This window comes from Pseudomonas sp. LBUM1671, assembly GCF_059695685.1.
Window position 1 is genome coordinate 4,336,335 of the sequence record NZ_CP166782.1, and the last position, 13,439, is coordinate 4,349,773.

A 13,439-nucleotide genomic window follows, 5' to 3' on the forward strand; every position below is an offset into this window, starting at 1 on the left:
GACTTGAAGGGGTGGGTGGGACTACAGACTCGATTCTGACTCTGACCAGTACAGACTGTGGGAGACTTCTCGTCCCGCCCCTTCTACCCAAAGCGCCGATAAGGAATTCATCGGTAAACCGACGATAGAGACAAGCCAGCGCAACGGTAGACCCCAACAAGCACTTAAACCCTAGCTCCGAGGATTCGTCATGACAATCCTTACTTCGCAGACGGTTGTTGGTATCGATATCGCCAAGGCCCAAATTGCTGTCTATCGCACCGACCTGCAAATCATTCAAGACATCAAGAACGATCGAACCGCCCTCAAGCGTTGGCTTAAAACCCTGCCTGCCCAAAGCGCTATCGCCGTTGAAGCCACCAACATCTACCACTTGGACACGGTAGAGCTGGCCCATGAGATGGGTCATCAGGTCTACGTGGTGGATGCTTATCGCGTGAGTCATTACCGCCGTGGCGTTGGCCAACGAGCCAAGAACGATCCCTGCGATGCGCGTTTGCTGGCGCGTTACCTGGAGAATGAACAAAGCAAACTGCGGGTCTGGAGCCCGCCACCCAAGGCCTACAGCTCGCTGAAAAGCCTGCTTCACAGACGTGCAACGCTGATCCAGAACCATGCTGGGCTGATGTTGAGTTGGGCCAATGAACCCTTGTTGAAGAAAGTGCAGGTCGCTCAGCAGAAGGCGTTCAAGCAAGCGGATCAGGCGATTCAGAAACTGCTGCGCAAGGTCAGCAAAGAGGCGGGAATTGAGGCGAATATTGATCGCTGCAAAGCCATCGAAGGCGTTGGGGAACTGACCGCAACCGGGTTGGCGACGACCTTTATGCGGGGCGATTTTGCGAACAGCGATGCGTTCATCGCATTCCTGGGAATGGACTTGGCAGTCGAAGACTCCGGCAAGAAGAATGGGCAGCGGTACCTGACCAAAAAAGGAGATCCGGAGGTTCGTCGTTTGGCGTACAACGCCGCAATGGCGGCGTGTCGCTCGCCTAAATGGAAGCCGTTTTACGAGGCATACCTGGCTAGAGGCTTCTCGAAAACCCAGGCCTTGGTTGCCTTGGCCCGAAAGCTCTGTCGAGTGGCATTTGCCCTGATGAAAAATCAGAGCGAATACCTGTCAGCCTGAGAATTCAGGGTTGCCGGGCAACATAGAATCTCCCACATTGAATCTCCTGTGAACACAAAATCTGTGAACACCCGAGATCAACTGTGGGAGCGAGCCTGCTCGCGATGGGGCACTCAAGACCGCAACAGATCTTGAGCCCTACGCCTCAAGCCAACGCACACCGATCAAAAAACCGCTCACGCGCCAACACCATCAGCGCCGCGCGCTTGTGCGGAAAGTCGAACTCTTTCTCGCAGTGGTAACCCTGGTTCTGCATGTACCCGATCATCTTCGCGTTGTCGGCACGCGGCTCGGCGACCACTCGCTGAGTGCGCGGATCATCGAGAAACAGGAAATGCGTCAGAGCCGATAACCAGCTCGCCACCTTGTGCGGGCCGCGATGATTTTCCTCACCCACCAGCATGTGGATACCGCGGTCGTAATCGCCAGCGTCATAGAACGGCGCGATGCGATCTTCCTTGGCCCAATAGGCTTCGAAATAGGCAAACGGCTGATCGTCGAAACAACCGATCAGCGTCAGGGTGTGAGGATCGGCTTCGAGTTTGCTCAGGTATTCACGGTGCTGCTCGAGGCTGCCCTCCTCCTGCCAGAAACTGGCGACCCGCGGGCTGTTCTGCCAGCGATTGAAACGTGCCAGGTCCAGGTCGATATCCAGCGTGCGCAGGGAAATCCAGGCACCGAGCCGCGCATCGAAGCGCCGATAGACTTCACCCCGTGGTTTCAGCGGGCGCAACGGATGACGCTTGCCGCCACTGATGACCATTTGCTGCGGATAAATGTCGTTCAGCGCCTGGCTCAACCACGGCTGAGGCAACTGCCAGAACAGCGTGCGTTCGCAGCGGTAGTGGCCGGTGGTGTCGGTGGGAATCAGCAAACCGCTCGCCAAGGCGTTGGTGGGTGATTGCGGCAGTTGGAACGTCAGGTGCTGGCACGCCGGATCACGGGCAAACAGCCAATAGCAGGCTGCCCAGAGCGCCTGACCTTCAGACGTGTCAAAGCGCTGTTCGACCTGCACCGTCAATTCGGGTTCGCGAGTCAGACGCAGCTCGATCAACGGCTGCCCTTCCAGGCTGAGGTGCAGGCGGCTCTCGGTTTCATCAGCTACAAGACGGCTTCCGTCGGGCAATGCCAGGGCAGTCAGGTCATTCAGATTGGGCATGGGTCGGGCTCACGATAATCGTCTACAGTTCAATCATGTGACGTGAGCCGGGGCAGGAAATTTAAGCGAAGTCGCGAATGACGCGACCTAAGGCGCCCTTCAGGGTTTGGGCACTGGCACCACTGCGATCTTGTACGGATCGAAAATCTTCAGCATCTGGCCATTGTCCCGCAACCCTTGCAGCAACTTGCCGAACGCCTCGCCGCTGATGGGCGCGGCCGGACGCAGGATCGCGTAATGGTGATACACCTGATCGATGCGTTGCGACACCAGCAGCTGATCGGCCACTTGCTCGTTACGCAGCAGGTAATCGCTCAGGTAGGAGCGCGTCACCAGAGCAATGTCGGCCCGCCCGCGCAACACCATCAGCAGATTGCTGTCATGGGAATAGGTCAGCGTGGCGTTGTAGTTCTGCGCGAGGAATTTCGGGTCGGCATTGAAGTTGGCGAACTCATAGTGATAGCCACTGAACACAGCCAGACGTTTGCCGGTGAGGTCGGCAAAATAGTTCTGCTGTCGATCCGGTATCCGTTGTGCGACAAAAATCTCGGCGTCTTCCAGCCCCATGTCGACGCTGATGTGGGGAATGTCCTTCCAGCCCCAGTCCGGGTTCTCGAAAATCGCCATGTCGACCCGCCCCTGCTTGAAATCACCGAATCGCCGGGGAATCGAAGTCGGCACGAGAACGAACTGATAGTCGCTCTGCAATTGATTCAGGGCTTCCACCAATTGCGGCAGCAGACCCGTGTCGGCACCGGATTCGGGGCGCACGGTATAGGGCGGGAAATGTGCGGCACCGACCCGCACCAGTTGCGCAGCCTGGGATGGCAACACCCAGATTGCCACGAGCGACGCCAGCAAAAGCCGCGTGGCCGTCCTAATTGGCGAAGACATCAAAACAACCCACTCCCCAAAAAATACGCATCAATGCATTCAAGCTAGGCGGTTTCGGCCACTTAGCCAGTTTCCTGCCGGTTCATGACAACTTATTGCTTTTCTTCGAGTACCAGAATCAAGGCTTCATCGGCCAATTGATCGAGGCTCATGCTGCCGTCGGCACGAAACCAAGTGGTGGTCCAGGACAACGCGCCCGTCAGAAAACGTCGCGTGATGAACACATCGCCGCGGATAAAACCGGCGTCCTTGGCTTCCCCCAACACCTGCAACCACAGCGCTTCATAAATATCGCGCAATGCCAGCACCTGCGCCTGCCCGTCTTCGGACAGCGAACGCCATTCATACACCAGCACCGCCATGGCCTCGCCGCTGCCGCCCATGATCGACTGCAATTCGCAACGAATCAGCGCCAGCACCCGCTCGCGTAAATTGCCGGCCTCGGCCAGGGCGGCGCGCATCAACGCCGTGTTGTAACGGATGGTCTCTTCCATCACCGCCCGCAGGATCTCGTCCTTGCTTTTGAAGTGATGAAAGATGCTGCCCGACTGAATGCCCACGGCACCGGCCAGATCGCGCACAGTAGTGCGTTCATACCCTTTGTTGCGGAACAGGTGAGCCGCCACTTGCAGCAGTTTGCCGCGGGCGCTGTCAGGGTCGGTCAATTGGCCGTTGTCGACCAATTCGCGCATGACCCCCAGGGCTTTTTGCTCGTCCACCCGTTCTCTCCTACAGTCGATCAATCAAATGCACCGCCCGCCGCTAAAACAGCGGGGTTGCGCGGGCAATTTAAGCTGGCGACGGCAACCAAGCAAGCGCTCGGGCAGAAGATATTTCAGCCGTTTACAAACCAAGCGCTTGCTTGGTAGTCTCGATGCACTTCTGTCGGAGGTGGTTATGGAATGGGTTGCGCCTGAAACGATTCGCATCGGATGCGCCAGCGCGTTCTGGGGCGATACCTCGACCGCTGCCGCGCAACTGGTGGACGGTGGGCGTCTGGACTATCTGGTCTTCGATTACTTGGCCGAAATCACCATGTCGATCATGGCCGGGGCACGGATGAAAGACCCGCAGGCGGGCTATGCCGGCGACTTCATCGAAGTCCTCAGCCCGTTGCTGGGGCAACTCGCCGAACAAAAAATCCGTGTCATCAGCAACGCCGGCGGGGTCAATCCACAAGCCTGCGCCGCCGCACTGCAAGCAGCGTGCGACAAGGCTGGCGTCTCGCTGAAAATTGCCGTGCTGCTGGGCGACGATCTGCAACCGCAGTTCAAACAGCTGAGCAGTCGCGGCGTCCATGAAATGTTCAGCGGCGCGCCCCTGCCATCGATGTGCGTCTCGACCAACGCCTACCTCGGCGCACCGGGCATTGTCGAAGCCCTTCGCCTGGGTGCCGACATCGTCATTACCGGACGCGTCGTCGACAGCGCGGTGGTCAGTGCCGCGCTGGTGCATGAGTTCGGCTGGTCCTGGCATGACTACGACAAGCTGGCCCAGGCCGCATTGGCCGGGCACATCATCGAATGTGGCGCCCAGTGCACCGGCGGCAATTTCACCGACTGGCGCGACGTGCCCGATTACGAACACATTGGCTTCCCCATCGTTGAAGTCAGCGCCGACAGCCAGTTCATCGTCAGCAAACCCGAGGGCTCCGGCGGCCTGGTCACGCCACTGACCGTCGGCGAACAAATGCTCTATGAAATCGGCAACCCCCAGGCCTACTTGCTGCCTGACGTGGTCTGCGATTTCACCCAGGTCAAACTCGTGCAACAAGGTAAAAATGCGGTCCGGGTGCATGGCGCCAAAGGCTTGCCGCCGACCGATCAGTACAAGGTCAGCGCCACGTACCCGGACGGTTTCCGCTGCACCGCCAGTTGCCTGATCGCCGGGATCGATGCGGTGGCCAAGGCGGAACGGGTCAGCCGGGCGATCATCAACAAGACCTCGGATATTTTCAGCCAGCGCGGCTGGGCGCCCTACAGCGAAGTGAACATCGAACTGCTCGGCAGCGAAGCCACGTACGGCCCCCACGGCCAACGCCAGGACAGCCGCGAAGTGGTGATCAAACTCGCGGTGCGCCATCCGAGCAAACAGGCATTGATCGTGTTCTCCCGGGAAATCGCCCAGGCCGCGACCGGCATGGCACCGGGGCTGACCGGGATTGTCGGCGGACGGCCGACGGTGTATCCGCTGATCCGGCTGTTCTCGTTCCTCATCGACAAAACCGCTTGCACGCTGGACATTGATCTCCAGGGCCAGCGCCACCCATGCGCCCTGCCCGCCGTCGATGTGCTCGACCCAAACGACTTGCCGGTTCCATACGACCCGCCGCAACCCACCGGCCGTGCCGATGCCAGTGTGCCCCTGATCAAACTCGCCGTGGCGCGCTCCGGCGACAAGGGCAATCACAGCAACATCGGCGTCATGGCCCGGGAGCCCGAGTTCCTGCCCTGGATCGCCGAAGCCCTGACGCCCGAGGTGATGGTCGACTGGATGAGTCACGTCCTCGATCCGGTTCACGGAAGGGTCGAGCGCTGGTATTTGCCCGGCACCCACAGCTTCAATTTTCTCCTGGAGAACGCCCTCGGCGGTGGCGGCGTGGCCAGCCTGCGGATCGATCCGCAAGGCAAAGCCTTCGCCCAGCAGTTGCTGGACATCCAGATTCCGGTGCCCCAGCGCATCGCTGACCAGGTCAACTAGAGGACTGTCGTCATGGCGTACGATTCGATTTTCAAAGCCGATCTGTTTGCAGGCCAAACCATCATCGTCACCGGTGGCGGCAGCGGCATCGGCCGCTGTACCGCCCATGAGCTGGCGGCACTCGGCGCCCATGTGTTGCTGATCGGGCGCAAGGCTGACAAGTTGAAAAACGTCGCCGCCGAGATTGCCGAAGACGGTGGCAAGGCGGATTGGGCCACCTGCGATATCCGTGAAGAGGAAGCGGTCACGCATCTGGTCAGCGAATTGATTCGCAAGCATGGCCCGATTCACGGGCTGGTCAACAATGCTGGCGGGCAATACCCGTCACCGCTGGCCTCGATCAATCAGAAGGGTTTCGAAACCGTGATGCGCACCAACCTGGTGGGCGGCTTCCTGATGGCCCGGGAAGTGTTCAATCAGTCGATGAGCAAACACGGCGGCGCCATCGTCAATATGCTCGCCGACATGTGGGGCGGCATGCCCGGCATGGGCCACTCGGGTGCGGCGCGTTCGGGCATGGACAACCTCACCAAGACCGCGGCTTTCGAATGGGGTTATGCCGGGGTGCGGGTCAATGCGGTGGCGCCGGGCTGGGTGGCCTCGAGCGGCATGGACACCTACGAAGGCGCGTTCAAAGCGGTGATTCCGACCTTGCGCGAGCACGTGCCGCTCAAGCGTATCGGCACAGAATCGGAGGTCAGCGCGGCGATCGTTTTCCTGCTCAGCCCGGCGGCGGGCTTCATCAGCGGCAGCACGCTGCGCATCGACGGTGCGGCGAGCCTTGGCGGGCGGGCGTGGCCGATTCACAAGGCGCAAAACAGTGAGTCGTATAACGGTTTCCATCGCGCGTACTTACCAGAAGTGCTCAGTCCCGATGTACTCAAGGACAAGGAATAAGCCATGCCGGTGATCCAGTCACAAGTAGACCCGTTCAGCGAACAGTTCGCGCAGAACCGCACTGCGATGCTGGTCGGCATCGAACAGGTCCGTCAGCTTGAACAAAACCTGCTGAACAAGGCGGCCGAAGCCAAACCCAAATTCGACAAGCGCGGCCAATTACTGCCCCGGGAACGCCTCAATCTGCTGCTCGACCCCGGTGCGCCGTTCCTCGAACTGGCGAGCCTGGCCGGCTACAAACTGCACGACGACAAGGACGGCAGCTCGGCCGGTGGTGGCTTGATCGCCGGGATCGGCTACGTGTCCGGTGTGCGCGTGCTGGTGGTGGCGAACAACAGCGCGATCAAGGGCGGGACCATTTCCCCCAGCGGCCTGAAAAAGTCCCTGCGCCTGCAACAGATCGCCATGGAAAACAAACTGCCGGTGATCACCCTCGCCGAGAGCGGCGGCGCCAACCTCAATTACGCGGCGGAGATTTTCGTCGAAGGCGCACGCAGCTTCGCCAATCAGGCGCGGATGTCGGCCCTGGGGTTGCCGCAGATCACCGTGGTTCACGGCTCGGCCACGGCGGGCGGCGCTTATCAGCCGGGGCTCTCCGATTACGTGGTGGTGGTGCGTGGCAAGGCGAAGCTGTTCCTGGCCGGCCCGCCGCTGCTCAAAGCCGCCACCGGCGAAGTCGCCACCGATGAAGAACTGGGCGGTGCCGAGATGCACGCGCAAACCGCCGGCACCGCCGAATACCTCGCCGAGAACGATGCCGATGGCGTGCGCCAGGTGCGCGAGATCGTCAGCCTGCTGTCGTGGAATGCACGGTTACCGGCAGCGCCCGCCCGCTACTGGGAAGACCCGCGCTACCCGATCGACGAGTTGCTCGGGCTGATTCCCGACGACCCGAAAAAACCCTATGACGTGCGCGAAATCATCGCGCGGATTGCTGACGGTTCGAGCTTCCTCGAGTTCAAGGGCGAGTTCGATCAGCAGACCATCTGCGGGCATTTGCACATTCAGGGCCGCGCTTGCGGATTCATCGGCAACAACGGCCCAATCACGCCCAAGGGTGCGAGCAAGGCGGCGCAATTCATTCAGCTGTGTGACCAGAGCCGCACGCCGCTGCTGTTTTTCCACAACACCACCGGGTTCATGGTTGGCACCGAATCGGAACAGCAAGGCGTGATCAAGCATGGCGCGAAGATGATTCAGGCGGTGGCCAACGCCCGGGTGCCCAAGCTGACCATTGTCGTCGGCGGCTCCTATGGCGCCGGCAACTACGCGATGTGCGGCCGCGGCCTCGACCCGCGTTTCATCTTCGCCTGGCCTAACAGCCGCACCGCCGTCATGGGCGGCGCACAGGCGGGCAAGGTGCTGCGAATCGTCACCGAAGCCAAACAGCTCAAGGACGGCCTGGTGCCCGACCCGAAAATGCTCGACATGCTGGAACAAGTCACCGCGCAGAAACTCGACAGCCAGTCCACTGCGCTGTATGGCAGCGCCAACCTGTGGGACGACGGGCTGATCGATCCGCGGGATACCCGGACCTTGCTCGGTTACTTGCTGGACATCTGTCACGAGGCCGAAGTGCGGCCGCTGCAAACCAACAGTTTTGGCGTCGCGAGATTCTGATCGCGGATCACAGGAGAACAATAAAAATGATCTTCACCCAGGAACACGAAGCACTGCGTCGCACGGTTCGCCAATTCGTCGAGCACGAGATCAATCCGCACGTCGATGAATGGGAGAAGGCCGGACGCTTTCCGATCCACGAGATCTTCCGCAAGGCCGGCGACCTCGGTTTGCTGGGGATTTCCAAACCGGAAAAATTCGGAGGGATGGGACTCGACTACAGCTATTCGATCACAGCCGCCGAAGAGTTCGGCACGATTCACTGCGGCGGGATCCCGATGTCCATCGGCGTGCAGACCGACATGTGCACCCCGGCCCTCGCCCGCTTCGGCTCCGATGAACTGCGCGAAGAATTCCTCCGTCCGGCGATTACCGGCGAACAGGTCGGCTGCATCGGCGTCTCCGAAGTTGGTGCCGGCTCGGACGTGGCGGGATTGAAAACCACCGCCCGCAAGGACGGCGACGACTACGTGATCAACGGCAGCAAAATGTGGATCACCAACTCGCCGAGCGCCGACTTCATCTGCCTGCTGGCCAACACCTCTGACGACAAACCGCACGTCAACAAGTCGCTGATCATGGTGCCGATGAACACCCCCGGCATCAGCCTCAGTTCGCACCTGGACAAGCTCGGCATGCGCAGTTCGGAAACCGCCCAGGTGTTTTTCGACAACGTGCGCGTGCCGCAACGCAACCGCATCGGCCATGAAGGCGCGGGTTTCATGATGCAGATGCTGCAATTCCAGGAGGAGCGTTTGTTCGGCGCGGCGAACATGATCAAGGGCCTGGAATACTGCGTCGACAGCACCATCGAGTACTGCAAGGAGCGCAAGACCTTTGGCAGCGCGCTGATCGACAATCAGGTCATTCACTTTCGCCTGGCCGAACTGCAAACCGAAATCGAATGCTTGCGGGCGCTGGTCTATCAGGCCACCGAGCAGTACATCAAAGGTCAGGACGTCACGCGCCTGGCGTCGATGGCCAAACTCAAGGCCGGGCGCCTGGGCCGTGAAGTCAGCGACAGCTGCCTGCAATATTGGGGCGGCATGGGCTTCATGTGGGACAACCCGGTGGCCCGCGCTTACCGTGACGTGCGGCTGGTGTCGATCGGTGGCGGCGCCGACGAAATCATGCTGGGGATCATCTGCAAACTCATGGGCATCCTGCCGGGGAAAAAGAAATGAGCGCCCTGCCGGTGTGCCAGACCTTGCTGCTCGAATCCCATAACGGCGTGCTGCACATCACCCTCAACCGCCCGGAAAGCCGCAATGCCATGAGCTTGCAGATGGTCGCCGAACTGCGTGCGGTGCTGGCCGCGGTGCGTGATGATCGAGCCGTTCGTGCGCTGGTGATCGGTGGTGCCGGTGGGCATTTTTGTGCCGGCGGCGACATCAAGGACATGGCCAATGCCCGCGCTCAAGGTGCGGACGCCTATCGCGATTTGAACCGGGCGTTCGGCGCGCTGCTGCAAGCAGTGCAACACGCCCCGCAAGTGGTCATCACGGTGCTGCAAGGCGCAGTGCTCGGCGGTGGGTTGGGGCTGGCCTGCGTCAGCGATGTTGCCCTGGCCGATCACAACGCGCAGTTCGGTCTGCCGGAAACCAGCCTCGGTCTGCTGCCCGCGCAGATCGCGCCGTTCGTGGTCCAGCGCATCGGCCTGACCCAAGCGCGTCGACTGGCGCTGACGGCGGCGCGGTTCGATGGCACCCAGGCGCGTCGCATGGGGTTGGTGCATTTCGTCGAGCATGACGCGCAAGCCTTGGCCGAGCGCCTCGATGAAATCCTCGCCCATGTGTTGTGCTGCGCACCGGGGGCGAATGCCACAACAAAAAGACTGTTGCTGGCGAGTGCGGGACAGCCTTCGGATGCGTTACTGGATGAGGCGGCCGAGTGGTTCAGCGAAGCGGTGACCGGGGCGGAAGGGGTCGAGGGGACGATGGCGTTCGTGCAAAAACGTAAACCGGGGTGGGCCATTTAGAAGCTTCGCGGGCAAACCCGCTCCCACATTGAAATGCATTCCAGGTGTGGGAGCGGACGTGCTCGCGAAGAGGCCATCACATTCACCGCAATAACAAGGGAACAACCCATGCCCGGACTCAGCAAAATCCTCATCGCCAACCGCGGTGAAATCGCCTGCCGCATCCAGCGCACCGCCCAATCTCTGGGCTACCGTACCGTTGCCGTGTTCAGCGATGCCGACGCCGACGCCTTGCACGTCCAAATGGCCGACGAAGCGGTCAACATCGGCCCGGCCCCGGTGCAGCAGTCCTACCTGAACATCCCGGCGATCATCGACGCCGCCCGGCGCAGCGGTGCCGACGCGATCCATCCCGGCTACGGCTTCCTCTCGGAAAACGCCGAGTTCGCCCTCGCCTGCCAACACGCCGGCATCACCTTCATCGGCCCGAGCCCCGAAGCGATCGAGTTGATGGGCAGCAAGCGCCTGTCGAAACTCGCGATGCTCACGGCCGGCGTGCCGTGCATCAAAGGCTATCAAGGCGCTGAACAGGACGATGCGACCCTGAGCCGCGAAGCTGAACGCATCGGTTACCCGCTGATGATCAAGGCCAGCGCTGGCGGTGGCGGGCGCGGCATGCGCCTGGTGCACAGCGCCGACGATTTGCTGGAACAGCTGCGAACTGCGCGCTCCGAAGCAGTGCACGGATTTGGCAGCGATGAACTGATACTTGAGCAAGCGCTGATCGATCCGCGTCACGTCGAGGTTCAGGTGTTCGGCGACCAGCATGGCAACCTGATCTACCTCGGCGAGCGCGACTGTTCGATCCAGCGTCGCCACCAGAAAGTCATCGAAGAAGCGCCCTGCCCGGTGATGACCAGCGAGTTGCGCCAGGCCATGGGTGAAGCGGCGCTCAAGGCCGGGCGCACGGTGAATTACGTGGGTGCCGGCACTGTGGAATTCTTGCTGGATGCCCGCGGGCAGTTCTACTTCCTGGAGATGAACACCCGCCTGCAAGTGGAACACCCGGTGACCGAGTTGATCACCGGCCTTGATCTGGTGGCCTGGCAGCTGCATGTCGCCGAAGGCCTGCCGCTGCCTTTGAAACAGGAAGACGTGCAGCTCAATGGGCATGCCATGGAAGTACGTTTGTACGCCGAAGATCCGGCCCAGGGCTTTTTGCCGCAAACCGGTCGAGTCGAGGCGTGGGAGCCTGCCTTGCAGAACGGTGTGCGCATCGATCATGGCTTGACCGAAGGCCAGGACATCAGCCCGTTCTACGATCCGCTGCTGGGCAAAATCATCGCCCACGGCGCCACCCGCGAAGAGGCCCGGCGCAAACTGCTGCGGGCCGTGCAGGACAGTGTGCTGCTGGGCGTGCAAAGTAATCAGCGCTTGCTCGCCAGCCTGCTGCAACACCCGCAATTCATCAGCGGCGAATTCAGCACCGGCTTCATCCCGAGCTGTTTCGCCGACCATCCTTGCCTGCATCCGCCGGTGCCGAGCGCCGAAGAGCTGGCCATTGCTGCCGCGCTGTTCTACCACGCTTCGGCGCAAGCCCATCCGGCCCCGCTGGCCGGTTGGCGGAATAACGCCAGCGTGCCTCTGCATTTTCGAATTGGCCTGGAGGATCAGGACTGGCCGGTGGAATTGAACGCAGTGCCTGACGCACCGTACCGTTTGCAAACCGGCGACCGAACCCTCGAATTGAAGGTCATCCAGTGCGACGGGCATTGGGCAACGCTGGTGATCGACGGCATTCGCCAACGTCACGCCTACCGCCTGACGGCCGGGCAACTCTGGCTGTTCACCCGTCCGGGCAGCCTGCGCCTGGTTGATCGGACCCAAGCCTTGGTCAGCAGCCAGGCCAGCGTCAGTTCCGGCACCCTCAAGGCGCCCATGGATGGGGCGATCGTCGACGTGCTCGTCAGCGAGGGCAGCCCTGTCAGCAAAGGTCAGCTGCTGGTGGTGCTTGAAGCGATGAAAATGGAACACCCGCTCAAATCAGGTATCGACGGGGTGCTTAAACGCTTGCAGGTGCGGGTCGGCGATCAGGTCAAAAATCGTCAGATTTTGTTGGAGGTCGAATAAGCCGCTAGGCGGATCCGCCGGCTTTGGCTACGCTCAAGCCCTATCACGACGCGGATACCAGGAACCCTGCAATGCCTCACTGGCTGGTGATCGATCTGGAAGCCACCACCGATGACGGTGGCTGGCCAGTTACGGAAATGGAAATCATCGAAATCGGTGCCACCCTGGTGGACCGCAAAGGGCGCGAAGTGGATTACTTCCAGTGCTTCGTACGGCCATTGCGGCGTCCGCTGCTGACGCCGTTTTGCCGGGAACTGACGCACATCACCCAGGCCAACGTCGACGCCGCGCAGACGCTGAGCGAGGTCTGGCCGTCGTTCGAGCAATGGCTCGGGCAGCATAAATCGAAGTTGGAGGGCTGGGCCAGTTGGGGCGATTACGATCGCAAGCAACTGCTTCAGGAATGGCAGCGGCTGCAACTGACCAGCGTTCTGGCCAGCGTGCCGCACATGAATCTCAAGCAGCGCTTTGCCAAGGCCCGGCGCCTGGAGCGTCCGCTGGGGCTCAACGGCGCGTTGCAACTGGCGGGCATGCAGTTCAACGGCCAACAGCATCGGGCACTGGAAGATGCGCGCAATACGGCGCGTCTGTTGCCACAGGTTCTCCCGCCGGAGAGGTGACGGCGTTCAAGGCCTTGTGCATACTGGCCGGCCCTTTTTAGCCCTTTTCGAGGAATCGCCCATGTTTAAAGTCAACGAGTACTTCGACGGCACCGTCAAGTCGATCGCCTTTGGCACCGCTGAAGGTCCTGCGACCATTGGCGTCATGGCTCCGGGCGAATACGAATTCGGCACCAGTCAGCGTGAAATCATGCACGTGGTGACCGGCGCCCTGACCGTCAAACTGCCTGACAGCACCGATTGGGAAACCTTCGCCGCCGGCAGCCAGTTCAACGTGCCTGCCAACAGCAAGTTCCAGCTGAAAGTGGCCGTCGACACCGCTTATCTGTGCGAATACCGCGGCTAAACCCCCGGGTTTTCACAGCGACACAAAAA

General features: G+C 60.9%; 12 protein-coding genes. 9 read left to right on the plus strand and 3 right to left on the minus strand.

The features are described from left to right. Nucleotides 1-190: 190 nt before the first annotated feature. Nucleotides 191-1,126: an IS110 family transposase gene (locus ACA060_RS19960; protein ID WP_497312732.1), complete on the plus strand. Its 936-nt coding sequence runs from the start codon at nucleotides 191-193 to the stop codon at nucleotides 1,124-1,126. A 145-nt stretch (nucleotides 1,127-1,271) separates the two neighbouring features. Here ACA060_RS19960 and ACA060_RS19965 read toward each other — a convergent pair whose 3' ends face one another. The 3 genes from ACA060_RS19965 to ACA060_RS19975 form a co-directional block, all read right to left on the minus strand. Beyond that, nucleotides 1,272-2,285 (minus strand): GNAT family N-acetyltransferase, encoded by a 1,014-nt coding sequence (locus ACA060_RS19965; protein WP_497312734.1) that lies wholly within the window; start codon nucleotides 2,283-2,285, stop codon nucleotides 1,272-1,274. A gap of 99 nt (nucleotides 2,286-2,384) precedes the next feature. After that, complete coding sequence (locus ACA060_RS19970) at nucleotides 2,385-3,179, minus strand: substrate-binding periplasmic protein (protein WP_497312735.1); 795 nt, start codon at nucleotides 3,177-3,179, stop codon at nucleotides 2,385-2,387. Between the two features lie 92 nt (nucleotides 3,180-3,271). Next, entirely contained in the window at nucleotides 3,272-3,898 is a 627-nt protein-coding gene (locus ACA060_RS19975; protein WP_497312737.1) for a TetR/AcrR family transcriptional regulator, read from the minus strand. Nucleotides 3,899-4,076: 178 nt separating this feature from the next. Here ACA060_RS19975 and ACA060_RS19980 point away from each other — a divergent pair, with 178 nt between their 5' ends. From ACA060_RS19980 to ppnP, 8 genes are all read left to right on the plus strand, one after another. Beyond that, entirely contained in the window at nucleotides 4,077-5,879 is a 1,803-nt protein-coding gene (locus ACA060_RS19980; protein WP_109633546.1) for an acyclic terpene utilization AtuA family protein, read from the plus strand. A 12-nt stretch (nucleotides 5,880-5,891) separates the two neighbouring features. Beyond that, entirely contained in the window at nucleotides 5,892-6,776 is an 885-nt protein-coding gene (locus tag ACA060_RS19985; RefSeq protein WP_109633548.1) for an SDR family oxidoreductase, read from the plus strand. Nucleotides 6,777-6,779: 3 nt separating this feature from the next. After that, entirely contained in the window at nucleotides 6,780-8,396 is a 1,617-nt protein-coding gene (gene atuC, locus ACA060_RS19990) for a geranyl-CoA carboxylase subunit beta (protein WP_109633550.1), read from the plus strand. Nucleotides 8,397-8,422: 26 nt separating this feature from the next. Further along, on the plus strand, nucleotides 8,423-9,580 hold the full coding sequence (atuD, locus tag ACA060_RS19995) for a citronellyl-CoA dehydrogenase (protein WP_497312740.1): 1,158 nt from the start codon (nucleotides 8,423-8,425) through the stop codon (nucleotides 9,578-9,580). Further along, nucleotides 9,577-10,374 (plus strand): enoyl-CoA hydratase/isomerase family protein, encoded by a 798-nt coding sequence (locus tag ACA060_RS20000; RefSeq protein ID WP_109633553.1) that lies wholly within the window; start codon nucleotides 9,577-9,579, stop codon nucleotides 10,372-10,374. The genes atuD and ACA060_RS20000 overlap by 4 nt, the downstream gene beginning before the upstream one ends. 108 nt (nucleotides 10,375-10,482) lie before the next feature. After that, a complete protein-coding gene (locus tag ACA060_RS20005) occupies nucleotides 10,483-12,444 on the plus strand; it encodes an acetyl/propionyl/methylcrotonyl-CoA carboxylase subunit alpha (RefSeq protein ID WP_497312742.1) in 1,962 nt (653 codons plus the stop codon). A gap of 71 nt (nucleotides 12,445-12,515) precedes the next feature. After that, nucleotides 12,516-13,064 carry a 3'-5' exonuclease gene (locus ACA060_RS20010; RefSeq protein ID WP_497312744.1) on the plus strand — a complete coding sequence of 183 codons (549 nt, stop codon included), beginning with the start codon at nucleotides 12,516-12,518 and terminating at the stop codon, nucleotides 13,062-13,064. A 61-nt stretch (nucleotides 13,065-13,125) separates the two neighbouring features. Next, complete coding sequence (gene ppnP, locus ACA060_RS20015; RefSeq protein ID WP_010461229.1) at nucleotides 13,126-13,410, plus strand: pyrimidine/purine nucleoside phosphorylase; 285 nt, start codon at nucleotides 13,126-13,128, stop codon at nucleotides 13,408-13,410. Nucleotides 13,411-13,439 lie beyond the last annotated feature (29 nt).